The following is a 26,256-nucleotide window of genomic DNA, read 5'->3' on the forward strand; positions in this document are numbered from 1 at the left end:
AACGCAGCCGTGATCGTCACCCTGATCGTGATCTGTGAGGTCGGATTCTGGGTGCTGCTGGCCGCCGGCCTGGCAGTGCGCTATCTGCTGAGAATGCCGCGGACCGGTCTCGCCATCCTCCTGTGCGAGCCGTTGCTGGAACTGGTCCTCCTCGTCGTGACCGCGTACGACCTCAAGAGCGGCGCCGACCCCAGCTGGACGCACGGGCTGGCCGCCCTCTACATCGGCTACACCGTCGGCCACGGCCACCGCACCATCAGGTGGCTCGACGGGCACGCCGCGCACCGCTTCGCCGGCGGCCCGCCGGCCGTGAAGCCTCCGCAGTACGGAATGGCCCGCGCCAGGCACGAGGGCACGGTGTGGCTCGGCACCCTCGTGGCCGCGGCCGTCGCCTCCGCGCTGCTGCTGATCGCCATGTGGTACGTCGGCGACGCGTCAGGAACCGAGTCGCTGCAGAGCTGGATGGGCTTCGCCTGGCGGGCGGTGGCGTTCCACGGTCTGGTCGCGCTCAGCTACGTGCTCTGGCCGAGGAAGGCGCCGGCCGGTGAGGTGCCCGCGTCAGCGCTCCCCGCCCGGAACCCAGAGCACGTCCCCGACCTCCTTGTTGGCCGTACGGGCAAGGATGAACAGTAGGTCCGACAGCCGGTTGAGATAGGTCGCCGTCAGCACGTTCATCGTCTCGCCGTGCACCTCGATCGCCGCCCACGTCGAGCGCTCGGCCCGCCTCACCACCGTGCACGCCTGGTGCAGCAGCGCCGCACCGGGCGTGCCTCCCGGCAGGATGAAGGAACGCAGCTTCTCCAGGTCCTCCAGGAAGCGGTCGCAGTCCGCCTCCAGCTTGTCGATGTACGACTGCTCGACGCGCAGCGGCGGGTACTCGGGGTTCTCGACGACCGGCGTCGACAGGTCCGCCCCGACGTCGAAGAGATCGTTCTGGACCCGGACGAGGACCTTCACGACCTCCTCCGGCAACCGGCCGAGTGCCACGGCCGTACCGATGACCGCGTTGGCCTCGTTGGCGTCGGCGTAGGCGGAGATCCGCAGATCGGTCTTGGCGGTGCGGCTCATGTCACCGAGAGCCGTCGTGCCCTTGTCACCGGTGCGGGTGTAGATACGCGTCAGATTGACCATGCGGCCAGCCTAGGCCGTGACTTCCGGATCTTGCCGGGCTCGCGTGCCCCGGCGCGCACATCAAAGTGCGCTGTCGTCGGTCGCCGACCCACCCGCAGCCCTCCGGGCACGGGTGGTGCCTCCACTCGTCGACTTCTCCCTTCTCCCCCTGCCTTCGGCGGGGGACCCCCAGCCTCCGCCGTGCATCTGCGCGCACCGGACCCCGCTCCCTGATCCGGCCTGATCCGGCCTGATCCGGAAGGCACGCCCTGGGCCCGACGGCCAGGCTCCAGCTCCGGCCGTCCGCCGGACCCCTGTGCCGGTCGTCACGACGAGCGCGTCCCGCGGAGCGTTCGCGACGAGGTCCCCGGCGACGCTCGCGACGGGGTGCGCGGCCTCGTTCGTGCAGCTTCCCCGGCGAGGTCCGCGGCGACGGGCGAGGAGGGCCCCGGCCCTGCGTCTCCCAACACCGGTGTGATGTCCGTCATCCGAGACGTGACGCGCATCTCTTCACCGCCACACGGCCCCTCACGAGCGCTAACCTCCGCCGGAGAGAAGAAAAGTAAGCGTGTGTTAAGGGGTGCAGCAGTGGCTGGGAAGCTCGCCGTCATCGGAGCCGGACTCATGGGGTCCGGAATCGCGCAGGTCTCCGCCCAGGCGGGCTGGGACGTCGTCCTGCGTGATGTGACCGACGCGGCACTGACGCGCGGCACCGACGGCATCAAGGCGTCGTACGACAGGTTCGTCGCCAAGGGCAAGCTCGAAGCCGCGGACGCCGAGGCGGCGTTGGCGCGCATCACCACGACCACGGACCTCGAAGCCGTCGCCGACGCGGACATCGTCGTCGAGGCGGTCTTCGAGAAGCTCGAGGTCAAGCATGAGATCTTCCGGACGCTCGACAAGCTCGTACGGGACGACGCTGTCCTCGCCTCCAACACCTCCGCCATCCCGATCACGAAGATCGCGGCGGTGACGGAGCGTCCGGAGCGCGTCGTCGGCACGCACTTCTTCTCGCCCGTCCCGATGATGCAGCTCTGTGAGCTCGTCCGCGGCTACAAGACCAGCGACGAAACCCTTGCCGCCGCGCGCGAATTCGCCGAGTCGGTCGGCAAGACCTGCATCGTCGTCAACCGTGACGTCGCCGGCTTCGTCACCACCCGCCTGATCTCCGCGCTCGTCGTCGAGGCCGCGAAGCTGTACGAGTCGGGCGTCGCGACCGCCGAGGACATCGACGTCGCGTGCAAGCTGGGCTTCGGCCACGCCATGGGCCCGCTCGCCACCGCCGATCTCACGGGCGTCGACATCCTGCTGCACGCCACCAGCAACATCTACACCGAGTCCCAGGACGAGAAGTTCGCGCCCCCGGAGCTGATGCGCCGGATGGTGGACGCCGGTGACATCGGGCGCAAGAGCGGGCAGGGCTTCTACAAGCACTGACTCAGCACTGGCCGCAATCGCCCGCGCACCATCACCCCCACGGGTGAATTCGGTATCGGTTCGCTTACAGGCGGCAACTTCTCTGCCCGTAGGGCAGTCAGTTTGTTGCAAAGAAAAACGCGGACAGCAGTGAGACCTGACGGACAAACGCACTCTTGGGGAGCGCATATGCACATCAGGGGCGACCACGCCGAGCTGGTCGTCGGGGGGCGCCTCGACGTCCGCAGCGCGGCGGACGCCCGCACGGTCCTGCACTCGGCCGTCGACCGTGGAGTCGGCGACCTGGTGCTCGACCTGACCGACCTCGACTCCTGGGACGCCACCGGACTCGGGGTCATCATGGGCGCGCACAGGCGGGCCGGCCGCTGCGGCCGGCGGCTCGTCCTGCGCGGCGTACCTCCTCAGATGCAACGCCTCCTGGTGGCCACCAGGCTGCACCGGATCCTGGCCATCGAGGGCGGAATCGCCGCAGAGTCCCTGCCTCGGGCCTGAGCCGGCCGCACCCGGGCAGGGACGCACAATCCTCACGAGACCGTGATGTCCTGGGCGGCCCGGTACCCCGGCTGTTCCCGGATACTGCTCGAAGGTCTAGGGTTCGGTCGCCTGCCGATTGACGAACCCCTGCGGCGGGCACCGGACCGGAAGCGACAGCGGAGCGTGCAGACAGGCCGGGAGGGACCTCCGCACGAGACGCCATCTGGGGGGCTTTGACCATGGACCCGATGAACCGGGAACCGGAAGACTACGGCCACGGCCACAACAACGACCGCCTCGAGAAGGGCGATCGCGACGACGGCACGCAGCGGCCGCCGCGTGACGCGATCACTCCCGAGCTGGGGCAGAAGGCGCCCGCGCCCGCACGCACCGTCCAGCTCGTCTCCGGCGACCTCCTGCTCACCGTCAACCCCGTCGACGGCAGCGAGATAGAACCGTGTCCGCCGGGAGAGCAGCCCTCCCCCACGCCCGTCCGGCACAGCGCAGAGGAGCGCGAGGAGCTGCGGCGCGCCGCCCATCCGCCGGTTCCGGCCGGCCCCGCCGCACCTCCGCTGCCGCTCCTCGAGCGCGACGAGCAGCGTGACCGCCTGGTGCGGCTGCTCGGCCACGGCCGCTCGGTCCGGCTGACCGGTCCCGCCGGCTCCGGCCGGACGACCCTCCTCGACGCCGTCGCCGCCGACTGCGCGGGGCTCGCGCCCGACGGTGTCGTACGTCTGTCCGGCTACCACCGCACGCCGACCGAGCTGCTGTACGAGCTCTTCGCCGCCGTCCACAGCGCACCGCTGCACCGCCCCGGCCGGACCCGACTGCTGGAACTGGTCCGTGACATCGGTGCCGTCGTCGTCGTCGACGACCTCGATTTCGGCGGCAGCGCGCTGGACGAGCTGCTCGACGCCACACCCGAATGCGCCTTCCTGCTCGCGGCCACGCCGGATGTCGCGGCGCCGTCGTCGGACTCCCCTCTGGAAGAGGTCTTCCTCCAGGGGCTGGGTCGCGGCGCCGCCCTGGAGCTGCTGGAGCGGGCGGTGGGCCGGCCCCTCACGGACGACGAGGCGAACTGGGCGGGGGACCTGTGGTTCGAGTCCGAGGGACGGCCCCTGAGGTTCGTGCAGGCGGGGGCGCTGCTGCGGCAGCGTGACGCGCTGCGGACCCCTGAACCGGACCCGGACGACGACGAGGACAACGTCTTCGCCGACGGCCACGACGCACCGCTGCCGACGCTGGGAGAAGGTGCCGCGCCCGCCGCGCTGCTCGCTTCCCGGCTCAGCGAGTCGGCCCGTGACACGCTGCGGTTCGCCCTCGCGCTCGGCGGAGAGGTGCCGCACCAGGCTCATCTGCCGGCACTGGTCGGCGACACCCATGCGGATGCCGCGCTCGGCGAGCTGACCAGCTGCGGGCTGCTGACCCCGGTCGGCTCGCGCTACCGGCTCGCGGCGGGTGTCGTGGCGCAGTTGGAGAACGCGGGCTACGGCGAGGGTGCGGTGGAGCGTGCGCACACTGCCGCCCAGCACTACGCCTGGTGGACGAACCACCCCTCGGTCGGGCCCGATCGGGCCGTCGCCGAGGCCGATGCCGTCCTCGCGTCGATGACCGCACTGGTCCCGGGGGACGGGGAGACGCACACCGGCGCGGCGGTGCTCCTCGCCCGCAGTGCCGCGCCCGCCTTCGCGTCGGGGCTGCACTGGGGGGCCTGGGAACGGGCCCTGCGGAGCGGTCAGGAGGCCGCCCGTATCGCCGGCGAGGTGGCCGAGGAGGCCTACTTCCACCACGAGCTCGGCGTACTCGCGCTGTGCACGGGGAACCTGGACCGCGCCCGCGCAGAGCTCGAAGCCTCCATCGCGATGCGCGGCGCGCTCGCCGACAAGCGCGGGACGGTCTCCGGGCGGCGGGCGCTGGCACTGGTCGCCGACCGTGAGGGGGCCACTCCGCCCGGCTCCGCCGGGGGGACACCCGCCCACGCCGGAGGCCATGGGGGACTCGCTGCCGGCGGAAGGTCGCCGGCGGGCGAGGAGGTCCCGGCCGCGCGCCACGAGGAGTCGGCGTCCCCGCCCGGGGGCGTCCCCGCGGTGGTGCCGCTGAGGGAGACCCTGGTCACCCGTCGTGAGACGCAGGCCCCGGCGGGCGCGGGCGTCCGCCGCTCGACCCTCGTCGGAACCCGTCGCAACGTCGTCGCGGCCGGCGCCGGTGCGCTGCTGGCGGCCGTCCTCGGCACGGTGGTGACGCTGGGCGCGACATCCGGGAACGACGAACCCGTGAACCGTGTGACGAACGAGCAGTCGGCGAACGAGGACGACGGCGGGGACGGCCTGAACGCCGACGTACCGGCGGACGACTCGACCGGCAGCCCCGACGACACCAAGGCAAGCGAGCCCGCAGAGCCGGGCCCGTCGCGCGAGGCCGACCCGGGGGAGAGCGGTTCGGCGGGCTCACCGTCCACGACGGGCGGTGGCACCTCGACGAGCGGGGGCGGCACGGGCTCTTCGGGCTCGACGACGGGTGGCCGGCCCTCGACGACCGGCGGCTCCTCGTCGAGCACGGGCGGCAGCCCGAAGCCGAGCTCGTCGCCGACGAGCGGTGGCAGCGGCACGCCCACCGGCAGTCCATCGCCGTCCACGGGCGGGAGTTCGACCCCGACCAGCCCGTCGCCGACGAGCGGTGGTCCGACGTCGAGCGGAGCCACGACGACCGGATCAGGGAGCGGAGGCGCGGCCGCGGCCGGCGGTACGTCGGAGGGCTCGGGCGGCGGCACGACCTCGGGCGCGCCGAGCGTGAGCAGCGCCTCGGGCTGAGCGGCCTCACCGGCCTCCCCGTCCGCTGACGTTCGACCTGGTGACGGCGATGGCCGGATGAACGATTGTCCGGCCGGGATTCGGCGCTGCCACCGTGGCGGGCGAGCAGGAGACGATGTTCGCTGCGCGGAGCGCCGGCGGCTGCCCGCATCCCTGTCGGCGCTGCGTCGTCACCACCCCGGCCGGCTCGCCCGGCCGGGGAGCCGGGCCTTGCCCGGACGCCCGGCGGCACGGCTTCGCGCCATGCGCACAGGGGCGGCCATGGAGGGCAGGCGGGTGTGACGCGTAACCCGGACTGCCCGTTTCCCATCGATCGCCCACGGCCGGGTACGAGCTCAGCACCTGGGAGGCGCTCCCGGGGAAGGGGAATCGCCACCCCGCGGAACAGGCCGCCCGCAGCCGCCTGTCAGAACAGGCGCAGCTTGTCGTCCTCGATGCCCCGCAGCGCGTTGTAGTCCAGGACCACGCAGCCGATCCCGCGGTCCGTCGCGAGGACGCGGGCCTGGGGCTTGATCTCCTGGGCCGCGAAGACACCGCGGACCGGGGCCAGATGGGGGTCGCGGTTCAGCAGCTCCAGATAGCGGGTGAGCTGCTCGACGCCGTCGATCTCGCCCCGGCGCTTGATCTCGACCGCCACCGTGGCGCCGTCCGCGTCACGGCACAGAATGTCCACCGGGCCGATCGCCGTGGGGTACTCGCGGCGGATGAGGCTGTAGCCCTCGCCGAGTGTCTCGATCCGGTCCGCGAGGAGCTCCTGGAGGTGGGCTTCCACGCCGTCCTTGATGAGACCCGGGTCGACGCCCAGTTCATGGGACGAGTCGTGGAGGACTTCCTCCATCGTGATGATCAGTTTCTCGCCCGCTTTGTTCATCACGGTCCAGACGTTCTCGCCGCCTTCGCCGCCTTCCTTCAACGAGCACGGCGGGGACATCCAGTTCAGTGGTTTGTAGGCCCGGTCATCGGCGTGGATGGAGACACTGCCGTCGGCCTTGACCAGGATCAGCCGGGGGGCGGAGGGCAGGTGGGCGGTGAGCCGGCCGGCGTAGTCCACGGAACAGCGGGCGATGACGAGACGCATGGTCGGCAACGCTACTCGACGCACCCGGTTCCGCGCGATTCTCCCACCTGTCGCCCCCTGTCACTCCCGTTCGGGACCTGCCAGGTCGCCCCTCTTGTCCCCTTACGTTATTGGCCGGTTGTGTTCCCATTCTCCTGGTGCGGACCAGACAGCGCGCCTAACGTGGAAGCAGGAGGTTGTCGGCCGTGCACTCTGCGTCGTCATGATCAGTCGTGGTCAGTCACGTCCGGTCGTCCTCTTTCCCTGCCCGTAAGACCCCGGTCGCCCCGGGGTCGCGAGAGGAGAACCCATGTCGCTCGACGTCTCACCGGCGCTGTTGGAACAGGCCGAGCGAGGCGAGGTCGACGAAGCTGCATTCGTCGACTGCGTCCGGACCTCCCTGCCCTTTGCGTGGGAGATGATCAGCTCTCTGGTGGCTCAGCTGAAGGTGGACGGCGGCGACTTCGCCGACAACCAGACGCCGCCGCCGGACGAGCAGGCACGTGGTCAGCTGTTGCGCGCGCTCGCCAGTGACGCCATCCGGGGGGCCCTGCAGCGGCACTTCGGCGTACGGCTCGCATTCCAGAACTGCCACCGCGTCGCGGTGTTCCCGCTGGACCCCTCGGTGGATGAGCGGCTCGCCCGCTTCACTTCCGTAAGGGCCCAGCTGCTCAATCAGTCGGACGAACTGCGCGACTGCTGATGGTCTTTGCTGCCGCTCCGCATCACCCGGAACATCTCGTGGACCATGGATGCCGGGGCGGCAGCATCCGCCGGAACGACGGGCCGGCGCGGGGGGGTGCGGGCCGTACGCGAGGTACGGCCCGCACCCTCAGGGAAGCAGGGGCAGGACCTCGGCGCCGAGCCGCCGGACATTCTCCTCCGTCGCGGCCAGATCACCGGATCCTTCGACGAGCAGTGCGAAGCGTGTGATGCCTGTGCGCTCCGAGGTCGCCGCGAGGCGGTCGGCCGCGAGCCGTGGCGGGCCCACCGGATGCAGCCCGCACAGAAGCTCCGTGTACGCCACGGGATCACGCATCGAGCGCTGTCGGCCGTCGACGGTGACATGGGCGTCGAGCCCCTTCTTCAGCCACCCCGGCATCGCCTTCACCAGGGTCTCCTCGGCCTCCGCGCGGCCGTCCGCGATCTGGACGACACCGGCCGACACATGCCCGGCGCCCGCGACGTCGTCCGGCGAGTGACCCGTCGCGAGCGCGTGCCTGCGCCAGAGCGCGACCATCTCCGCCTTGTCGTCGTCGCCGCAGTGCATGCCGAGAAGCATCGGCAGGCACCTCTCGGCCGCGAGCCGGACACTCGCCGGGGAGGTGCATGCGACGACGACCTCCGGTCCCTCGGTGCCCCGGCTCTCACCACCGCTGAAGTCGAGCAGCTCGTCCGGCCTCGGCACGACCGCGACTTCACGGAAGGTGAATCGCTCGCCCCGGGCCGACACGCGCGGTTCGCGCAGCCAGCGCAGCAGCAGATCGAGCGATTCGGGGAAGCCCTGCTCGTACGACGCGAGTCCGGAGCCGAAGACCTCCAGATCGACCCATGGTCCGCCACGGCCGACGCCGAGCGAGAACCGCCCGCCGGACGTGAGGTGCAGCAGCGCCGCCTGCTCGCCGAGCGCCACGGGGTGGGCGGTCGGCAGCACGCTCACCGCCGTGCCCACACGGATCCGCTCGGTGCGGCCGAGCAGCAGCGCGGCCAGGGTCACGGCCGACGGGCAGACCCCGTACGGCACGAAGTGGTGCTCGGCGAGCCACACCGAGTCGAGACCGGCCGCCTCCGCGGCCTCCGCGGACCGTACGGCCCGGTGCAGTGCCTCCCCTTGGCCCTGGCCCGGAAACTGGGCCGCCAGTACAAAAGCTCCAACGCGCATCGCCTTATGCCTCCTTGCGGCCGACGCGGCATTCCCCCCACACAGGCAACAACGTCTGACACGTGCCAAAGGCACGGCCATTCGTGAAGTTGTTGCGATTTTCCGGTAACTGGCCCCTGTGGGTGCCGGAGTATCGCGCCGTCCGGAGCGTGTACCCACTGCCACGGACCGTAGGCTGGAAGGGAACTGTCCGGTCTGCCCCGTGAGGTGTTTCGTGTCCCCGCGCCGCAACCGCCCCCGTGGCGGCGAGAAGCCGACCGATCCCGCAGGCGACATGGGCGACCGATACGGCGGTGTGCAGCGGACCGAGAGCTGGCAGGGCGAGAACTGGGCCGTACGTCATGTGGCCGGAGCGAGCGCCGCCGGCAAGCGGTACCGCTGCCCCGGCTGCGACCAGGAGATCCCCTCCGGCATGCCGCACGTGGTGGCCTGGCCGGAGCACGGAGGCGTGGACGACCGCCGGCACTGGCACAAGGCGTGCTGGAACGCGAAGGACCGCCGCACCTCGCGGGTGCAGCGGTCCCGGAACGCACCGCGGTACTGAGGGTCCCGTGGCGCGGGGTGGCTCCGCGCGGGTCCGTCGAGCGGCCCGTGCGTGGTCAGACGTCGCGGTTGTGCATGGTGAGGTACGCGCCGCCCATCGCGACCGCCGACAGCCCGAGCATGATCAGCAGCGAGTCCCAGCCCGTCGGCCCGTTCCCCTGCGGCCCTTCGCCGTAGAGCGCGATGATCTGGCTCGGGATCGAGTAGTTCAGCAGGAACTCCTGGAGCTCGGCCAGCGACTCCGAGTACATGAAGATGGCGCCCACCAGCGGCAGCAGCATGACGCCGATCATGATCGTGATCGCGCCGGCGGAGTGGCGGATGATCGCCCCGACGGCCAGGGCGAGCAGCCCGAGCAGCGCGATGAAGGCACCGATGCCCACGGTCGCGCGCAGCCACTCGGAGGCCGAGGCGGACGGGGCGTCCACGAACGCCGTCTGCACCGCCGCGACGAGCGTGGCGGTCACCGTGGTGATCGTGAAGACGAGCAGGAAGAAGACGATCGCCTTGGCGGTCAGCACCCTGGCCCGGCTGGGGCACGCCGTGAGGGTCGTACGGATCATGCCCGTGCTGTACTCGGACGCGATCGTGAGCACGCCGAGGGTGATGACGCAGATCGACCCGAGCAGCACGCCGAAGAAGCCCAGGGCGAGGGCGGGCGTCTGCTGCACGCCGGCCTCACCGGCGGCCGCGACGAGCGCGGCGACGGACATGCCGATGCCGACCATCAGCAGGATCATCACGCCGAGCGTCCACATCGTGGAGCGCACGGAACGGATCTTGGTCCACTCGGAGGCGAGGGCGTCTCCGAGGTGGGCCTTGCGCACCGGGATCGGTGAGGCGTAGGCGGCGCCCGGCTGCTGGTAGGGGGCGGGGGCGGTCATCGGGCGTCCTCGGACTGGTTCGGGTCGGTGGCGGTCGCGGGCGCCGGTGCCGCAGGCATGGCGGGCATGGCGGGCGTGGGCGCGGAGGGACCCGTGGCGTACGGGTTCTGTCCGGGCGGCGGCGGGGCGTACCAGCCCTGCTGCGGCACGTCGGGGACGACAGCAGGCTGCTGGTACGGGTCGTACCCCATCGGCTGCTGCTGCATCAGCCCGGCCCTCCGGTCGTCCGTCGACCGGTAGTCCACGGCGCCCTGCGTCATCCGCATGTACGCCTCCTCCAGCGAGGCCTGGTGCGGGGACAGTTCCCACAGCCGGACATCGGCGCCATGCGCCAGATCGCTGATCGCGGGCAGTGCGAGACCGGTCACCCGCAGTGCCCCGTCCTTCTCCGGCATGACCTGGCCGCCGGCCTCCGTGAGGACGGCCGTCAGCTTCTCCCGCTGCTGAGGCTCGGGCTCCGGCGTACGCACCCGTGCGAAGCCGGCCGAGTTGGCCGCGATGAACTCCCTGATGCTCATGTCCGCGAGCAGTTGGCCCCGTCCGATCACGATCAGATGGTCGGCGGTGAGGGCCATCTCGCTCATCAGGTGCGAGGAGACGAAGACCGTACGGCCCTCGGCCGCCAGCGCCTTCATCAGATTGCGCACCCAGAGGATGCCCTCGGGGTCCAGTCCGTTGACCGGCTCGTCGAAGAGGAGCACCTGCGGGTCGCCGAGCAGCGCCGCGGCGATACCGAGCCGCTGCCCCATGCCGAGCGAGAAACCGTTGGAACGCCGCTTCGCGACGTCCTGCAGGCCGACGACTCCCAGCACCTCGTCGACCCGGCGGGCCGGGATCCCGGAGAGCTGTGCGAGCGACAGCAGATGGTTCCGTGCGCTCCGGCCGCCGTGCACGGCCTTGGCGTCGAGCAGCGCCCCGACCTGGCGTGGCGCGTTCGGCAGCTGCCGGAAGGGATGGCCGCCGATCGTGACATGGCCGGAAGTCGGCTGGTCGAGACCCAGGATCATGCGCATGGTCGTCGACTTGCCCGAGCCGTTGGGGCCGAGAAATCCGGTGACGGCACCGGGCCGCACCTGGAAGGAAAGGTTGTGCACGGCCGTCTTGGCGCCGTAGCGCTTTGTCAGGCCGATTGCCTCGATCATGCTCCAGCCCCATCGACAGGTCAGGTCGTCGGGGCTCGGACCGTCGGGCCGCACGCCCCCGTAAGAGTTAGGAGGATATCCAGCGCTTGACGGTTCCGGCCAAGGCGTATGTATTCGCCGGGCGTCCTCCTTGGTCGGTCATGCCCGTTCCGTCGCCCCGTGTCCGGTACGTCGTGTCCGTCGCGTCGTGTCCGTGACGCTGGTTTTCGTCACGCGTCCCGCTTCTTGAGCACCGCATATCCGCCGAGCAGCGCCACCGCGACCCAGCCCAGCATGATGCCGAGACCGCCCCACGGTCCGTACGGTGCCGGGTCGCTGTTCATCGCGTCGGGGACCACCTGCATGATCTTCGAGCCGGCCTGGTCCGGGAAGTACCGGGCGACGTCCTTCGCGTGCGGCACCGCGGACAGGATCTGGGAGACCAGGAAGAAGAACGGCATGAGAATGCCGAGCGACAGCATCGAGCTGCGCAGCATCGCCGCCACACCCATCGAGAAGATCGCGATCAGGCCCATGTAGAGGCCGGCGCCGATCACGGCACGCAGGACGTTCTCCTCGCCGATGGTCGTACCGTGATCGCCGAGGAGGGCCTGCCCGAGGAAGAAGGTGAGGAAGCTCGTCGCCATCCCCACCCCGAGCGCGAGCAGCCCGGCCACCGCGATCTTGCTGAAGAGGAAGGTGGCGCGCTGCGGCACGGCCGCGAGTGACGTGCGGATCATCCCGGAGCTGTACTCCGTGCCGACCACCAGCACGCCGAAGACGACCATCGCGAGCTGGCCCAGCACCATGCCGGAGAAGCTGATCAGCGTGGGGTCGAAGGTGGCCCGTTCGAGCTCCGGCAGATCGTCGAAGGTCGCGGACATCAGTGCGCAGAGCGCGGCGCTCAGGCCGACCGTCACGGCAAACGCGCTGACCAGCGTCCAGGTGGTGGAGGAGACCGTACGGATCTTGGTCCACTCGGACTGCAGAACGGCGGGTACCGATGCCATCGTCAGGCTCCCTTGTCGCGCGGGGCCCACTGCGGGGCGCCGGGGGCGGTGGAGTGCGCGTGATACTCGACCGCGCCTGCTGTCATCTGCATGAACGCTTCCTCCAGCGAGGCCCGCTGGGCGCTCAGTTCATGCAGCACGATCCGGTGCTGTGCGGCCAGCTCGCCGACCTTCTCGGTCGTGGCGCCGTCGATCTCCAGCGTGCCGTTGCCCGACTCGATCGCCGTGAGGCCCTGCTCATGGAGGACATCGCGCAGCCGCTCCTGCTGCGGTGAGCGGAGCCGCACATAACTGCGGGAGTTCTGGTGGATGAAATCGGCCATCGATGTGTCCGCGAGGAGCCGGCCCTGGCCGATCACGATCAAGTGATCCGCGGTGAGGGCCATTTCACTCATGAGATGCGAGGAGACGAAGATCGTCCGCCCTTCGGACGCGAGGAGTTTCATCAGATTGCGGATCCAGTGAATTCCCTCGGGATCCAGTCCGTTGACCGGTTCGTCGAAGAGGAGCACCTGCGGGTCGCCGAGCAGGGCGGACGCGATTCCCAGCCGCTGTCCCATACCGAGCGAGAATCCCTTGGACTTCTTCCTGGCTACCGCGGTCAGCCCGACAAGGTCGAGGACCTCGGCCACCCGGCTCTGCGGGATCCGGTTCGCCTGCGCGAGGCAGAGCAGGTTGTTGTACGCGGTCCGGCCACCGTGCATCGCCTTGGCATCGAGCAGTGCCCCGATGTACTTGAGCGGTTCCTTGAGGTCCCGGTAGTGCTTGCCGTCGATCCGGACCGTCCCGCTGGTGGGGTTGTCCAGATCCAGCATCATGCGCATGGTCGTCGACTTGCCCGCGCCGTTGGGCCCGAGGAAGCCGGTCACCACACCTGGGCGGACCTGGAACGAGAGATGGTCGACCGCGACCTTGGCGCCGAAGCGCTTGGTGAGACCCTCGAGCTCGATCATGCGTTCACGCTACGGGCGCCCGGTGGCCTGCGCCACCATATTCGGCCAACGGACCGGGACGAACCACCTGCCGTCAGATGGCGTGAAACCGGCCGGCGTCGGGAGGCGCGGCCACGGCCACGGCCGCACTCGCACCGTGGCGGCAGCCGCCACCCGCGGCGGCACCGCAACTCCCGTACCCGTACCCGTACCCGTCACCGCAAACGCAAAGACCCGTGCCCGGCGCCTTCGAAGGCACCGGGCACGGGTGGAGGCCCCTGGAGGCTTGTCTGCAGTCGCGTCAGCGAGTCTGCTGGGCCGGGACACCGCGGGAGATCGGCTCGTCCTCGGCCGGCGTGCCCGCCGCCGCGACCGCCGCACCCGTCAGCGTGGCCAGCATCTCGCGGACGTTGGTCAGCTGGGCGTTGATGGAGTCGCGACGATTCGTCAGCGCCGCCAGCTCCCGCTCGGATTCGCTGCGGATCCGGTCCGCCTTTGCGTTCGCGTCCGCGACGATGTCCTCGGCCTGGCGCTGCGCCGTCTCGACCGTCTGACGGGCACGGCGCTCCGCGTCCGTACGCAGCTTCTCGGCCTCCAGGCGCAGCTGCTCCGCCCGGTGCTCGATCTCCGCGAGGCGCTTCTCCGCCTTCGCCTGACGCGACGCCAGGTCACGCTCCGACTGCTCGCGGCGCTTCGCCAGGTTCGTCTCGAAGTCCGCGGCGGCCTGGGCGGCCTTCGCGCGGGTCTCCTCGAAGAGGGCGTCCGCCTCCTCGCGCTTGGACTGCGCGTCCTTCTGGGCCTCCGCGCGCAGCGTGTTCGCCTCGCTCTGGGCCTTCTCGACGATCCGGACGCCCTCGTCCTCGGCCTTCGACTTGCGCTCGGCCGCGAACGCCTCCGCGTCGTTGCGGACCTGCTGGGCGGCCGACTCCGCGAGCTCGCGGTGCTGCTCGGCGGCCCGACGGGCCTCCTCGCGAAGGTCCTTCGCCTCCTCCTCGGCGAGGCGGAGGATCTTCTCGACACGCGCACCGAGTCCCGCGTACGACGGCTCTGCGTCGTTGACCTGGGCCTGGGCATTCTGCGTCTCTAGGTGGAGCTCCTCGATGCGCTTTTCCAGAGAGTTGATCCGTGCGAGAGCACTGTCACGATCGGCGACGAGTTTGGTAATGCGGTCATCCACCTGACCGCGGTCGTACCCACGCCGCACGAGCTCGAAGCCGAAGGGGGAGGAAGTGTCGCTCATGGGGTTCCTGTCGAATGAGACCGGTGAGGTGTTAGGGGGAATCCTAGGCGCCGAAGCGGCGTGTCATCGAGCAGATGCCCGTTTGATATGGAGAATGTCCAGCCTTTCGGGTGGCTAGCTCTCCGACGACTTGCCACTCGAACGTGTAACCCCTGCCGATGCCCCCGCCTTGACCCCGCCCGCGGCGGAACCGCCGTTGGACGCAGTCTTGCCACCGCCCGGCGCCTCGAACGACTCCAGCGCCTCGAGCACGTCCTGGACCCTGGAGATCTCGGCCTGAATGTCCTCGCGCCTGCGGACGAGCACATCGAGCTCCCGCTTGCCGTCCGCGATCATGCGGTCGGCCTCACGGTCCGCCTCCGCCTTGACCTGCTCGGCCTCACGGACGAGCTCGGCCTTCTTCTGCTCTGCCTCCTTCAGGAGCGCCTCGGCCTTCCGCACCGCGGCGATCCGCACCTTGCCGGCCTCCGAGTTGGCCTCCGACATCAGCTCCTTGGCCTTCGCGGCCGCCTCGGCCTGCTGCTCGGTGGCGGCCTTGACGAGCTGATCGCACCGCTCGCCCGCAGCCTTCATCTGCTCGGCGGACTCCCGGCGCGCCCGCTCGTGCAGTTCCTCGATCTCGCTCTCGACACGGCTGCGCAGCTCGTCCGCGCGCTCCCTGATGGCGGTCGCATCGCTGCGCGCGCCCACCAGCAGTTCGTCCGCGTCCGTACGGGACTTCTCCACCAGGGTGTTGCCCTCGACGGTCGACTCGGCGACCAGCCGCTCGGCCTCCTTGCGGGCCGCGCCCACCATCGTGTCGGCCTGTTCCTCGGCCTCTGTGGTGGCGCGCAGCGCCTCCTCCTGGGCCTTGGCGATGAGCTGATCGGCCTGCTCGGCCGCGTCCGCACGCCGCTTCGCCGCATCCTGACGGGCAGCGTCCAGTGTGCGGTCCGCGTCCTCGCGGGCCTTCGCGCGCATCTGCTCGGCCGCGCGCTCGGTGTCCGCGCGCAGCCGCTCGGCCTCGGCCCTGATGCGCTCGGCGGTCTGCTGCGCGGAGCCGACGGTCTCTGCCGCCTCGGCGCGCAGCCGCTCGGCTTCCGCCGACACATCGGCGATCAGCTTGTCGGCCTGCTCCGCGGCGTCGGCCCGGCGCTTGTCGGCGGCCTTCCTGGCCTCGTCCAGCACGTTCTCGCCGTCCGCGCGGGCAGCCGCGCGCAGGTCCTCGGCCTGGGCCTCGCCTTCGGCCTTGACCTGTTCGGCCTCGGCGCGCAGCCGTACGGCGTCCTCCTCGGTGACCGACAGCAGCTCCGCCGCCTCGGTCGTGAGCCGGTCGGCCTCGCTCGTCGCCTCGCCCACCAGCCGGTCGGCCTGCGCGGCGGCCTCGGAACGGATCCGGTTCGCGTCCTCCCGGGCCTCTGCGCGGGCCCGCGCCGCGTCCTGGTCCGCGGACGCGACCGCGTCCGACGCCTCCGTACGCATCCGCTGCGCGTACTCGGCGGCCTCCGAGCGCAGTCGTTCACTCTCGGTGATCGCGTCGGCCATGGTCCGCTCGGCGAGGGCCTTGGCGGCGTCCGTCTCCTCGCCGGCACGGGCGCGGATCCGGTTGGCGTCCTCGGTGGCCCGCTCCCGCTCCGCGTACGCGTCGGCGCGTACCCGGTCCGCCTCCTCCTGCGCCTCGGTCCTCGTACGCTCCGCGGCGTGCTCGGCCGCGCTGCGCAGCCCGGTGATCTCCTGCTCGGCCTGTTCGTGCAGACCGGACACGGAGTCCCGTACCTGCTGGGCGGTCTGCTCGGCGGCCGACACCATCTCCGTGGCGCGCCGGTCCGCCTCCTCGACCAGCCGCTGGGCCTCGGCCTGAGCCTCCTCTACCCGCTTGCGGGCGGAGGCCAGCAGCTCCTCGCTCTGCTCGCGGGCCAGCTCGCGCTCCCCGTCCGCCTCCGTACGGGCCGCGGAGAGGATCTCCTCGGCCTCCCGGCGGCGCCGGCTCGCCTCCTCCTGCGCGGCGGCCAGCGCCTCGGTGGCCTCCTGCGCCACCCGCTCGGCGGCGGCGGCGGCCTCGCCGCGGACCCGGTCCGCGGTCTCCTGCGCCTCCGTCTTGAGCCGCTCCGCCTCCGTGGCGGCCTCGGTCCGCAGCCGTACGGCCACGGCCTCGCCCTCGGCGCGCGACGCTGAGGCGTCGGACGCGGCCTCTGTCCGCAGCCGCTCTGCCTCCTGCTCGGCCTGAGCCTGGAGCGTACGGATCCGCTCCGCGGCCTCGGCGCGCAGCCGCTCGGTCTCCTCTGCCGCCTCCCGGCGGATCCGCTCGCCCTCGCCGCGGGCGTCGGACAGCGCCGCCTCCGCGGCCTCGCGACGCGACTCCGCCTCGGTGTGCAGCCGGGTGAGGTCGTCGGCGGCCTCGGCCTGCCGTGCGGCGATCGCGCGCTCGGTGTCCTCGCGCAGCGTGTCGGCGGCCTGCTCCGCGGCGGCCCTGGCCTCGTTCGCCTGCTCCTCGGCCTCGGTACGCAGCCGGTCCGCCTCCGCGCGGGTGCGCTCCAGCGTCTCCTCGGCCTGCCGGCGCAGGGTCGTGGCCCGCTCGATGGCCTCCGTACGGACCCGCTCGCTGTCCGAGGTCGCCGCGGAACGCGCCTCGTCCGCGTCCGCCTTCGCCTTCGTCAGCAGTTCCTCGGCGGACCTGGCCGCCTCCTCGATCTGCTGGACGGCCTCGCGGCGCGCCTCGCTGCGGATGCGCTCGCCCTCGGCGACCGCATCGGCGCGCAGCTGCTCGGCCTCACCGCGCAGCCGACGGGCCTCCTCCTGCAGCTCGACCGTCTTGGCGCGGTACTCCTTGGTGTCGTCCTTCGCGGCGCCCTTGAGCTCCTCGGCCGTGTCATGGGCCTCTGCCCGCAGCCGGTCCGCCTCCGACTCCGCCTCGCGGCGGATCCGCTCGGCCTCCTCCGTGGCCTTCCGGGTGGTCGCCTTGGCCTCCTCGGAGGCCTTGTTCAGGACCTCCTCGGCGGTACGGGCGGCCTTCGCGAGCTGTGCGGCGGAGTCCTCCGCGGCGACCGTACGGGCCTTGTCGGCGGCCTCCGCGAGGACCTTCTCGGCCTCGGCGCGGGCATCCGCGAGCGCCTGCTCCGCCTCGCTCTTGAGGCTCTCGGACTCCTTGGTGGCCTCGGCGACCAGCCGGGCGATCTCCGACTTGGCGGTGCGGGCCCGCTGCTCGTTCGCCGACTCGGCGCTCGTGAGCGCCTTGGCCGCCGTCTCCTTGGCCTCGGTGACGACCTTCTCGGCCTCCGCGCGCGCCTCGCGCAGCTTCTCCTCCGCCTCCTGCATCCGCCGCTCGGCGGCCCTGCTGAGCTCGGCGGCCTGCTGGCGGGCCTGGTCGGACTCGGCGGTGGTCGAGGAACGCAGCTGCTCGGCGTGGCTGGTGGCCTCCTGCGCCTGCGAGGAAGCGGCGTTCAGCAGCCGCTCTGCGTCCTTGCGGGCCCGCAGCAGGATCGCTTCCGCCTCGGCGCGGGCCGCCTCGGCCTCAGCGCCGAGCCGATGACGTGCCTCCTCGGCGACCCGGGTGGCCTCGGCACGGGCGGCGCCCAGGGACTGCTCGGCCTCGGCGCGGGACTCGTCGAGAAGCCGGCGGGCCTGCGACTCGGTACGGGCCCGCAGCTGCTCGGCCCACGCCACGTTCTCGTTGACATGCGCCTCGACGGTCTGGCGGCGCTCGGCCAGCTCCTGGTCGAGGCGCTGGCGGCGCTGATTGGCCTCGGCATGCAGCTCGGCCTGGAGCCGCGCCTGGTGCTCGGCGTGCTCCTGGAGGATGCGCTGCGTCTGGGCCCGGGCCTCGCGCAGCTCGCGCTCGGCGTCGGAGCGGAGCTGGTCGGCCTGGATCTGGGCATTACGGAGCAGCTGCTCGGCCTGATAGCCGATGTCCGCGTTGTCGTACGCGGGACGGGTCGCCAGCGTGCGGCGCGCCTCGTGGAGCTTGGCACGCAACACCTCGACCTGGTACCCGAGGTCCTCGGCGTGCTGGACGGCCTTCTCCCGCTCGGTCTTCAGCCGGTCCATCTCGGCTTCGAACCGCGAGAGATGGTCGTCGTCAGCTCGGTGGCTCTCCTGGCGTTCGTAGCCCCGCACTGCGCCGTCCCATCCGTCCCCTGGTCGCAACTCTGTACAGACGAGTACCGTTCGCCGGCGAACGGCCCCCCGGGGAATGGTGTCAGATCACAGACGGGGACGTGGCGCGGCCCCGTTCCGGCCCCGGCCCGGAGCCGCCCACTCTACCGGGCCAGGAATCCGGAGGTCAGTGCTCCGTAGAGGACGGGTCGGCCGGGTCCGCGGACGTGACGAGTTCCGTCAGCACGCCGTGGCAGTCCTTGGGGTGCAGGAACGTGATCCGGGAGCCCATCGAACCGATGCGCGGCTCGTCGTAGAGGACCCGTACACCCTTGTCCCGGATCGACTGCGCGTCACCGTCCACGTCGGCGGTGCCGAAGGCGATGTGGTGCACACCCTCACCGTTCTTGGCCAGCCACTTCCCGACCGCGGAGTCCTCACGGGTGGGCTCAAGCAACTGGAGGTAGGAGGCGCCGCCGTCGGAGGTCCCGTTGATCCTGAGCATGGCCTCGCGTACGCCCTGCTCCTCGTTGACCTCGCTGTGGAAGACCTCGAAGCCGTACGTGGCCCGGTAGAACTCGACGGTCTTGTCGAGGTCGAAACAGGCGATCCCGATGTGGTCGATTCGCGTCAGCATGGCTCCAGTGGAGCGCCCGTGTGATGGTTACGCAACGTGCGCGCCGTCACACCGGCTGCCCGGTGACCCGAACGCATACCGCTCAGTACAGTTCAAGTAAACCCTCGTTCACTCCTCAGCCGCCGTGCTGGAAGGGGATCCCCTCTCATGTCTGGAACGAACACCACCACCTCCGTGATCGTCGCTGGTGCCCGTACTCCCATGGGCCGGCTGCTCGGCTCGCTGAAGTCCTTCTCCGGTGCCGATCTCGGCGGCTTCGCGATCAAGGCCGCGCTCGACCGCGCCGGGATCGGCGGCGACCAGGTCCAGTACGTGATCATGGGCCAGGTGCTCCAGGCCGGGGCGGGCCAGATCCCGGCCCGCCAGGCCGCCGTCAAGGCCGGCATCCCCATGAACGTGCCCGCGCTGACCGTCAACAAGGTCTGTCTCTCCGGACTCGACGCGATCGCGCTCGCCGACCAGCTGATCCGTGCGGGCGAGTTCGACGTGATCGTCGCCGGCGGCCAGGAGTCCATGACGAACGCGCCGCACCTCCTCCCGAAGTCCCGCGAGGGCTTCAAGTACGGCGCGATCGAGATGCTCGACGCGATGGCGCACGACGGTCTCACCGACGCCTTCGAGAACATCGCCATGGGCGAGTCGACGGAGAAGCACAACACGCGGCTCGGCATCGCCCGGCCCGAGCAGGACGAGATCGCGGCCCTTTCCCACCAGCGGGCCGCCGCCGCGCAGAAGAACGGCCTCTTCGAGGCCGAGATCACGCCCGTGGAGATCCCGCAGCGCAAGGGCGAGCCGGTCGTCTTCAGCAAGGACGAGGGCATCCGCGCCGAGACGACGGGGGAGTCGCTGGGCAAGCTGCGCCCGGCGTTCGCCAAGGACGGGACGATCACCGCCGGCACCTCCTCGCAGATCTCGGACGGTGCCGCCGCCGTCGTCGTCATGAGCAAGGCGAAGGCGGAGGAGCTCGGCCTGGACTGGATCGCCGAGATCGGCGCCCACGGCAATGTGGCGGGACCGGACAACTCGCTGCAGTCCCAGCCGTCCAACGCGATCGCCCACGCCCTGAAGAAGGAGGGCCTCGAGGTCTCCGACCTCGACCTCATCGAGATCAACGAGGCGTTCGCCGCGGTCGCCGTGCAGTCAATGAAGGACCTCGGGGTATCCCCGGAAAAGGTGAACGTCAACGGTGGCGCGATTGCCCTGGGGCACCCGATCGGCATGTCCGGTGCGCGGATCGTCCTGCACCTGGCGCTGGAGCTGAAGCGGCGCGGGGGCGGGGTCGGCGCGGCGGCGCTGTGCGGCGGCGGCGGTCAGGGCGACGCGCTGATCGTTCGCGTCCCGGTCAAGTAGCCCTTCGGAGCGCGGAGAACGGAGCAGCGTGATGGTGGACGTCCCCCAGCTGGTCGCCCAGGCGCGGGAGGGCCGGCCGCGGGCCGTGGCCCGGCTGATCTCACTCGTCGAGGGGGCGGCTCCGCAGCTGCGCGAGGTCATGGCGGAGCTCGCTCCGCTGACCGGCGGCGCCTATGTGGTGGGGCTGACCGGTTCGCCGGGTGTCGGCAAGTCGACGTCCACCTCCGCGCTGGTGACGGCGTACCGGCGGGCGGGGAAGCGGGTCGGCGTGCTCGCCGTCGACCCGTCCTCGCCGTTCTCCGGCGGGGCGCTGCTCGGCGACCGCGTCCGGATGTCGGAGCACGCCTCCGACCCCGGCGTCTACATCCGCTCGATGGCCACCCGCGGCCATCTGGGCGGCCTCGCCTGGGCCGCGCCCCAGGCGATCCGGGTGCTGGACGCGGCGGGCTGCGACGTGGTCCTCGTCGAGACCGTGGGCGTCGGGCAGTCTGAGGTCGAGATCGCCTCCCAGGCGGACACGTCGGTGGTGCTGCTCGCGCCCGGTATGGGCGACGGGATCCAGGCCGCGAAGGCGGGCATCCTGGAGATCGGCGATGTGTACGTCGTCAACAAGGCGGACCGCGACGGTGCCGACGCGACCGCGCGCGAGCTCAATCACATGCTCGGGCTGGGCGAGTCCCGCTCCCCGGGCGACTGGCGGCCCCCGATCGTGAAGACGGTCGCCGCACGGTCCCAGGGCATCGACGAGGTGGTCGAGGCTCTCGAGAAGCACCGGGCGTGGATGGAGGAGCGCGGCGTCCTCACCGAGCGCCGCACCCGCCGCGCGGCCCACGAGGTCGAGACGATCGCGGTCACCCGCCTGCGGGAACGCATCGGCGACCTGCACGGCGACCGCCGCCTTGACTCCCTCGCCTCCCGCATCGTGGCCGGCGAGCTCGACCCGTACGCGGCGGCGGACGAACTGGTGGCGGGACTGACGGGGGAGTAGCTCCGGGGCCGGGCCAGGCGGCGCTGGCGCGTGCGGCCGGGCCGGCGTGGTGCGGCGGGGGGCGTTGACTGGGCGCGCCCTCCGCGCCTCTGCCCCTCCGCGCCTCTGCCCCTCCGCGCCCCTGCTCCTTCGTGCCCCTGTACCCCTCGCGCCCGCCTCCGTGGGGCGGTCGGCGGCCCGGCCCGGCATCATTCCAGGGCCTCGTCGGCGCGGGGCGAGTCGTGTGTGTGGTGCGCAGGGGGTGTGTGGCGTCCGGGCTGAGCGTGGCATGTGCGGGACGTGTCTTGCCCGATCTGCCATCGGGAACGGCAGGTGGGTGTGGACCGTCCGGGGCCGCCGGACATGCCGAACACACCGGGCGCGGCGGCCGCAGGTCTGCTCCGCGGGCGTGGCCGCGGGCAGCGGCGGGCCGCCGGGGCCCGCGCCTGTGCGGGCCCGGGCCAACGGCCTCGTCAGACCTTGCCGCGGCGGCCGCGCAGATGGTCGGCGACCGGCTTCAGCGACTCGCTCAGTCCGGCCAGCGCCTCCGACGACAGCAGATCGATGAAGTGCTGGCGCACGGACTCGACGTGATGCGGCGCCACCTTCCGCATGGTCTCCATCCCCTCGTCGGTGAGGACGGCGAACAGGCCCCGGCGGTCGGACTCGCAGTTCTCCCTGCGGACCAGGCCCGCGTTCTCCATGCGGGTGATCTGATGGGAGAGCCGGCTCTTGGACTGGAGCGTGGCCGCGGCCAGATCGCTCATTCGCATGCGCCTGTCGGCCGACTCGGACAGGTTCACGAGAATCTCGTAGTCGTTGTTGGTCAGGCCGAACGGCTGCAGATCCTTTTCCATCTGGTACGTCAACAGCCTGTTGACATCCAGATAGGTGCGCCAGGCGCACTGTTCCGCGTCGCTCAGCCAGCGCGTGGCAGTCTCGGTCTCCATATATGGATGCTACCCTAAGAAGTTGAATTCCGGACGAAGTCTGGGAGTGTGACGTCCCTGCACTCCGGCCCCCGCTCAAGGGTGCAGACGTTCGACGTCACACTCCGCAGACTACCGTTCACAGCCCGAAGCGACGCTGGAGGTCCCCAAGCTGGCCGGGAAGGCGCGGGGCGGACCCGTGTTGACCAGGCGCATGCCCCCCGGGACCCCCGCCGGGCACCCCGTCCGCGTGCGGGACCGCGCCCGTCGCCTGCTCGGGCATGAGCGTCTCGGTCGACTGCAGCAGCACCGTCCCCGCGCCCACGAACTCGAACTGGTGCTCCTCGCCCGATGCCCCGCCGATACCGGCGAGCTGGCGCAGTCCGCCCATGACACCGCTCATGTAGCCGTGGTCGTAGTGATGGCAGGGTGAAGGGCAGTCCGCCCAGCCCACCAGTGCCTGCGGGTCGACCCGGATCGGCGGCTCCATGAAGACCACGGGGCCGTTCGACGCGGCCACGAACTTTCCGGTGCCGATCAGCGTCAGGAACCCCGGCACGATGGACTGCTTGAGGGCGAGGGACGGCTGGTAGGCGAGCAGATTCCCGGACCGGATCGTCAGATTGCCCTCGTCCAGGTCGTACGAGTTGACGTCGAAGGCCCGGTCCGCGAGGAGCATCTTGCCGCTGCCCTCGGCCACCACCCAGTCGCTCGCGTGCAGCGGCGAGTGGAAGCTCGTACGCATCAGCCGGTCCAGCCGGCCGTGGCCGATGCCGTTGAAGTCGATCTGCCCGTAGTAGGCGATCATCTTGCCCTTCTGCAGAAACCACTGGGAGCCCTTGAGCTCCACGCAGAAGGTGTACGAGTTGACGTTGTCGTCGCTCGGAAGCGTCATCGGGTCATGAATCACGGGCGCGCTCACAGCTTTTCCTCCGACGCCTGGACGTACACCGCACCATTGCCGCTCAGCTCCAGCTGGAACGCCTCGCCCGAGCCCCGCCCCACCATGTCGCGCCAGCCCAGCGCGGTGGAGAGCTTGTTCCGTACGTCGCCGTGGTGCGCGACGTACGCCTGTGGGTCGACATGGACCGGCCGGCCGGGAGTGATGGGCAGCTCGATCACTCCGCCGTGCGCCATGACCGCGACCGCACCGTGCCCCTTCAGGGTGGTGGTGAAGAGTCCCTGCCCGGTGACCTGGCCGCGCACCATCCCCATGACCCCGCCCTGCGAGCCCATGAACATCGTGCCCTGCTGCAGGGTGCCGTCGAAGGCGAGCAGCCGGTCGGCCTCGACGCAGAGGGTGTCGCCGGTCAGACTGATGACCTGGATGTGGTGGCCGCCGTGGCCGAACATCACGGTCCCGGAGCCCTCGACCGTCATCAGCGGGGTGGCCTCGTCGGCCACCCGCCGCCCGATCATGGACATCAGGCCGCCCTGGCCGCCCGCCATGTTCGGGGTGAAGGACACCTCGCCCTTGTAGGCGAGCATCGCGCCACGCTGGCTGTACATCTTCTGGCCGGGGACGACCGTCGCCTCGACCATTTTCGAGTTGACCTCGCGGAACGGCATCAGACGTCCCCTCCGATGGTGTTCCGCTCGCTCGGCTGTACGTACACGAGTCCGTCGCCCTCGAACCGGATCTGGAAGGCCTCGCCGCCGCCCTCGCCCATGAGCGTGCGGAAGGTGACCCCGGACTGGAAGTTCTGTTGCAGGTTGCCCTGGTGGGCGATGTACGCGCCGGGGTCGACGGAGAGCGGGTACTGGGGCGTCACCCGCAGCACCACGGCCGGACCGTCCGACATGATCGCGGCCTGGCCCGTGCCCTCGACGGTCGTCGTGAACAGGCCGTTGCCCGTCGCGCCGCCGCGCAGTCCGGTGAAGCTGGTGCCCGTGCGCAGCCCGCCGTCCGTGCAGAGCAGATTGCTCGATTCGACGAACAGCTTGTCCCCGTGCAGCGAGACGAGATTGATCTCGGACGCGCGGTCGGCGAAGTAGCAGGTGCCCTGACCCTTCACCTCCATCATGGTCATCTGCTCGCCGGTGAGACGGCGGGTCACCATGCCGCGGATACCCTCACCGCCGCCGGACAGTTTCTTGAATGCCATCTGGCCGTCGTACGCGACCATGGACCCGTTCTTCGCCTTGACGGCGTCCCCGGTCATGTCGACGGCGAGCACCTTGCTGCCTTGAAGTCGGAACATTGCCACGAGGTGAAGGTACTGGGCGGGGTACGTTCCGGGACAGGCCCCCCGGAATGAACCTGACCCCGAGACCACCCCGAGGCCACCCGGGTAAAGACCGGGAAAGAGCGGTGACACAATGGCATCGCTTGTGCGCGCGTTCACAAGACAGTCGCCCGCCACCCGCCGAATCCCACCGAAGGTGCCTTTCGTGGACATCAGGACAGCCTCCTCCCTTCACCGCCTCCGGCTCGTCTCCGCGCCGGAGGCCGTCTCGTTCCTTCTGCTGCTCGTCTGCTCGGTGCTCAAGCGCACGACGGAGTTCAACGCGGTCCCGGTCATGGGCGCGATCCACGGTGTGCTGTTCATCCTGTACGTGATCTTCTGGCTGGACGCCTGGAACCGCACGAAGTGGGACTTCAGGACCGCCGCGGTCTACTTCGTCCTCTCCGTGCTGCCCTTCGGCGGCTTCTTCGCCGACCGCAAGCTCAAGCGCGCGGCCGAGGACGCCGTCATCGCCTCCCGCGCCCGCCGCGAGGGCAAGGTGGACGCGTGATCGTCGCCTTCTCCGTGACCCCGCTGGGCGTCGGCGAGGACGTCGGGGAGTACGTCGCCGACGCGGTCCGCGTCGTCCGCGACTCAGGACTGCCCAACCGTACGGACGCCATGTTCACCTCCGTCGAGGGCGAATGGGACGAGGTGATGGACGTCGTCAAGCGCGCCGTCGCCGCCGTGGAGGCACGGGCGCCGCGCGTCTCCCTCGTTCTCAAGGCCGACATCAGGCCCGGCGTCACGGACGGACTGACCAGCAAGGTCGAGACGGTGGAGCGGCACCTGTCCGCCTGACCCGCCGCACGGGAGAGCCCCTGGCCCGCCGCCGGGCCGGGGGCGCCCCGACGAGCCGGGCCCGGTGGCGCAGCGCGCCGCCCGGCACCGGCTGCGGCGCACGGTCCGCCGCTGAGACGCGGCCGGTACCGCCTCCGCCATGTCCCGGCCCAAGACGGAGGACCGAACTTCGAGACAGGGCTGACCAGCATATGACCAGTGGGTAAGGTCGTGCCGTGCCGAAGCCGCTCAGCCTCCCCTTCGACCCCATCGCCCGAGCCGACGAGCTCTGGCAGCAGCGTTGGGGCCCCGTGCCCTCGATGGCCGCGATCACCTCGATCATGCGCGCGCACCAGATCCTGCTCGCAGAGGTCGACTCCGTCGTCAAACCGTACGGACTGACCTTCGCGCGCTACGAGGCGCTGGTGCTGCTCACCTTCTCCAAGGCCGGGGAGCTGCCCATGTCCAAGATCGGCGAGCGCCTGATGGTGCACCCCACGTCGGTCACCAACACGGTGGACCGGCTGGTGAAGTCCGGCCTGGTCGCGAAGCGGCCCAACCCCAACGACGGTCGTGGCACGCTCGCCTCCATCACCGAGAAGGGCCGCGAGGTCGTCGAGGCGGCCACCCGCGATCTGATGGCGATGGACTTCGGGCTCGGGGCGTACGACTCGGAGGAGTGCGGGGAGATCTTCGCGCTGCTGCGGCCACTGAGGGTCTCCGCGAACGACTTCGACGAGAAGTGACGCCTGGAGGGGAAGGCAGGGCGCGTCGCGCCCGAAGCGGGTCGGCCACCG

At 70.9% G+C, this 26,256-nt stretch carries 25 protein-coding genes; 11 read left to right on the forward strand and 14 right to left on the reverse strand.

Features of this window, described 5'->3' with window-relative positions:
- The first annotated feature begins 9 nt into the window (after positions 1-9).
- Positions 10-633 carry a hypothetical protein gene (locus tag ACFU5O_RS11650; RefSeq protein ID WP_384239102.1) on the forward strand — a complete coding sequence of 208 codons (624 nt, stop codon included), beginning with the start codon at positions 10-12 and terminating at the stop codon, positions 631-633.
- Here the strand turns inward: ACFU5O_RS11650 and ACFU5O_RS11655 are convergent.
- The gene (locus ACFU5O_RS11655; protein ID WP_384239104.1) at positions 559-1,131 is read right to left on the reverse strand and encodes a cob(I)yrinic acid a,c-diamide adenosyltransferase; all 573 of its coding nucleotides are present in this window, start codon (positions 1,129-1,131) and stop codon (positions 559-561) included. The genes ACFU5O_RS11650 and ACFU5O_RS11655 overlap by 75 nt on opposite strands.
- A gap of 567 nt (positions 1,132-1,698) precedes the next feature.
- On the opposite strand from ACFU5O_RS11655, the gene ACFU5O_RS11660 reads away from it, so the two are divergent.
- From ACFU5O_RS11660 to ACFU5O_RS11670, 3 genes are all read left to right on the forward strand, one after another.
- Entirely contained in the window at positions 1,699-2,547 is an 849-nt protein-coding gene (locus ACFU5O_RS11660; RefSeq protein ID WP_384239106.1) for a 3-hydroxyacyl-CoA dehydrogenase family protein, read from the forward strand.
- Positions 2,548-2,715: 168 nt separating this feature from the next.
- A complete protein-coding gene (locus ACFU5O_RS11665; RefSeq protein WP_384239107.1) occupies positions 2,716-3,039 on the forward strand; it encodes an STAS domain-containing protein in 324 nt (107 codons plus the stop codon).
- A 221-nt stretch (positions 3,040-3,260) separates the two neighbouring features.
- Positions 3,261-5,831, forward strand: coding sequence for an ATP-binding protein (locus ACFU5O_RS11670; protein ID WP_384239109.1), 2,571 nt, complete (start codon positions 3,261-3,263; stop codon positions 5,829-5,831).
- Positions 5,832-6,237: 406 nt separating this feature from the next.
- Here ACFU5O_RS11670 and nucS read toward each other — a convergent pair whose 3' ends face one another.
- Complete coding sequence (nucS, locus tag ACFU5O_RS11675; RefSeq protein WP_384239111.1) at positions 6,238-6,909, reverse strand: endonuclease NucS; 672 nt, start codon at positions 6,907-6,909, stop codon at positions 6,238-6,240.
- A 289-nt stretch (positions 6,910-7,198) separates the two neighbouring features.
- On the opposite strand from nucS, the gene ACFU5O_RS11680 reads away from it, so the two are divergent.
- Positions 7,199-7,591 carry an SCO5389 family protein gene (locus ACFU5O_RS11680; protein ID WP_384239113.1) on the forward strand — a complete coding sequence of 131 codons (393 nt, stop codon included), beginning with the start codon at positions 7,199-7,201 and terminating at the stop codon, positions 7,589-7,591.
- A 129-nt stretch (positions 7,592-7,720) separates the two neighbouring features.
- On the opposite strand, the gene ACFU5O_RS11685 is transcribed toward ACFU5O_RS11680, so the two are convergent.
- Entirely contained in the window at positions 7,721-8,770 is a 1,050-nt protein-coding gene (locus ACFU5O_RS11685; RefSeq protein WP_384239115.1) for an LLM class flavin-dependent oxidoreductase, read from the reverse strand.
- A gap of 214 nt (positions 8,771-8,984) precedes the next feature.
- On the opposite strand from ACFU5O_RS11685, the gene ACFU5O_RS11690 reads away from it, so the two are divergent.
- Entirely contained in the window at positions 8,985-9,314 is a 330-nt protein-coding gene (locus tag ACFU5O_RS11690) for an ATP/GTP-binding protein (protein WP_384239665.1), read from the forward strand.
- 55 nt (positions 9,315-9,369) lie between these two features.
- Here ACFU5O_RS11690 and ACFU5O_RS11695 read toward each other — a convergent pair whose 3' ends face one another.
- The 7 genes from ACFU5O_RS11695 to mce form a co-directional block, all read right to left on the reverse strand.
- Positions 9,370-10,197 (reverse strand): ABC transporter permease subunit, encoded by an 828-nt coding sequence (locus ACFU5O_RS11695; protein WP_384239117.1) that lies wholly within the window; start codon positions 10,195-10,197, stop codon positions 9,370-9,372.
- Positions 10,194-11,339, reverse strand: coding sequence for an ABC transporter ATP-binding protein (locus tag ACFU5O_RS11700; protein ID WP_384239119.1), 1,146 nt, complete (start codon positions 11,337-11,339; stop codon positions 10,194-10,196). The genes ACFU5O_RS11695 and ACFU5O_RS11700 overlap by 4 nt, the downstream gene beginning before the upstream one ends.
- Before the next feature lie 209 nt (positions 11,340-11,548).
- Positions 11,549-12,328 (reverse strand): ABC transporter permease subunit, encoded by a 780-nt coding sequence (locus ACFU5O_RS11705; protein ID WP_384239121.1) that lies wholly within the window; start codon positions 12,326-12,328, stop codon positions 11,549-11,551.
- 2 nt (positions 12,329-12,330) lie between these two features.
- Complete coding sequence (locus ACFU5O_RS11710) at positions 12,331-13,281, reverse strand: ABC transporter ATP-binding protein (protein ID WP_384239122.1); 951 nt, start codon at positions 13,279-13,281, stop codon at positions 12,331-12,333.
- 280 nt (positions 13,282-13,561) lie between these two features.
- On the reverse strand, positions 13,562-14,500 hold the full coding sequence (locus tag ACFU5O_RS11715; RefSeq protein ID WP_384239124.1) for a cellulose-binding protein: 939 nt from the start codon (positions 14,498-14,500) through the stop codon (positions 13,562-13,564).
- Positions 14,501-14,614: 114 nt separating this feature from the next.
- On the reverse strand, positions 14,615-18,592 hold the full coding sequence (gene scy / locus ACFU5O_RS11720; protein ID WP_384239126.1) for a polarized growth protein Scy: 3,978 nt from the start codon (positions 18,590-18,592) through the stop codon (positions 14,615-14,617).
- 166 nt (positions 18,593-18,758) lie between these two features.
- Positions 18,759-19,208 carry a methylmalonyl-CoA epimerase gene (mce, locus tag ACFU5O_RS11725; RefSeq protein ID WP_384239128.1) on the reverse strand — a complete coding sequence of 150 codons (450 nt, stop codon included), beginning with the start codon at positions 19,206-19,208 and terminating at the stop codon, positions 18,759-18,761.
- Positions 19,209-19,355: 147 nt separating this feature from the next.
- On the opposite strand from mce, the gene ACFU5O_RS11730 reads away from it, so the two are divergent.
- Both ACFU5O_RS11730 and meaB read left to right on the forward strand, forming a co-directional pair.
- Positions 19,356-20,558: an acetyl-CoA C-acetyltransferase gene (locus ACFU5O_RS11730; protein ID WP_384239130.1), complete on the forward strand. Its 1,203-nt coding sequence runs from the start codon at positions 19,356-19,358 to the stop codon at positions 20,556-20,558.
- A 31-nt stretch (positions 20,559-20,589) separates the two neighbouring features.
- On the forward strand, positions 20,590-21,546 hold the full coding sequence (meaB, locus tag ACFU5O_RS11735) for a methylmalonyl Co-A mutase-associated GTPase MeaB (RefSeq protein ID WP_384239132.1): 957 nt from the start codon (positions 20,590-20,592) through the stop codon (positions 21,544-21,546).
- Positions 21,547-21,998: 452 nt separating this feature from the next.
- Here the strand turns inward: meaB and ACFU5O_RS11740 are convergent, their stop codons facing one another.
- From ACFU5O_RS11740 to ACFU5O_RS11755, 4 genes are all read right to left on the reverse strand, one after another.
- A complete protein-coding gene (locus ACFU5O_RS11740) occupies positions 21,999-22,475 on the reverse strand; it encodes a MarR family winged helix-turn-helix transcriptional regulator (RefSeq protein WP_384239134.1) in 477 nt (158 codons plus the stop codon).
- A gap of 118 nt (positions 22,476-22,593) precedes the next feature.
- A complete protein-coding gene (locus ACFU5O_RS11745) occupies positions 22,594-23,376 on the reverse strand; it encodes an AIM24 family protein (RefSeq protein WP_384239136.1) in 783 nt (260 codons plus the stop codon).
- Positions 23,373-24,023: an AIM24 family protein gene (locus tag ACFU5O_RS11750; RefSeq protein WP_384239138.1), complete on the reverse strand. Its 651-nt coding sequence runs from the start codon at positions 24,021-24,023 to the stop codon at positions 23,373-23,375. Before ACFU5O_RS11750 ends, ACFU5O_RS11745 begins: the two co-directional genes overlap by 4 nt.
- Positions 24,023-24,655, reverse strand: coding sequence for an AIM24 family protein (locus tag ACFU5O_RS11755; protein WP_384239667.1), 633 nt, complete (start codon positions 24,653-24,655; stop codon positions 24,023-24,025). The genes ACFU5O_RS11750 and ACFU5O_RS11755 overlap by 1 nt, the downstream gene beginning before the upstream one ends.
- Positions 24,656-24,845: 190 nt before the next feature.
- Between ACFU5O_RS11755 and ACFU5O_RS11760 the strand changes: the two genes are divergently transcribed.
- The 3 genes from ACFU5O_RS11760 to ACFU5O_RS11770 all read left to right on the forward strand — a co-directional run bounded on the left by ACFU5O_RS11760 (position 24,846) and on the right by ACFU5O_RS11770 (position 26,205).
- Positions 24,846-25,190 (forward strand): DUF3817 domain-containing protein, encoded by a 345-nt coding sequence (locus ACFU5O_RS11760; protein WP_384239140.1) that lies wholly within the window; start codon positions 24,846-24,848, stop codon positions 25,188-25,190.
- Entirely contained in the window at positions 25,187-25,480 is a 294-nt protein-coding gene (locus ACFU5O_RS11765) for an MTH1187 family thiamine-binding protein (protein WP_384239141.1), read from the forward strand. Before ACFU5O_RS11760 ends, ACFU5O_RS11765 begins: the two co-directional genes overlap by 4 nt.
- Before the next feature lie 215 nt (positions 25,481-25,695).
- Positions 25,696-26,205 (forward strand): MarR family winged helix-turn-helix transcriptional regulator, encoded by a 510-nt coding sequence (locus ACFU5O_RS11770; RefSeq protein WP_384239142.1) that lies wholly within the window; start codon positions 25,696-25,698, stop codon positions 26,203-26,205.
- The last annotated feature ends 51 nt before the right edge of the window (positions 26,206-26,256 follow it).

The sequence above is a fragment of the Streptomyces sp. NPDC057445 genome (assembly GCF_042802855.1).
Taxonomy (GTDB): domain Bacteria; phylum Actinomycetota; class Actinomycetes; order Streptomycetales; family Streptomycetaceae; genus Streptomyces.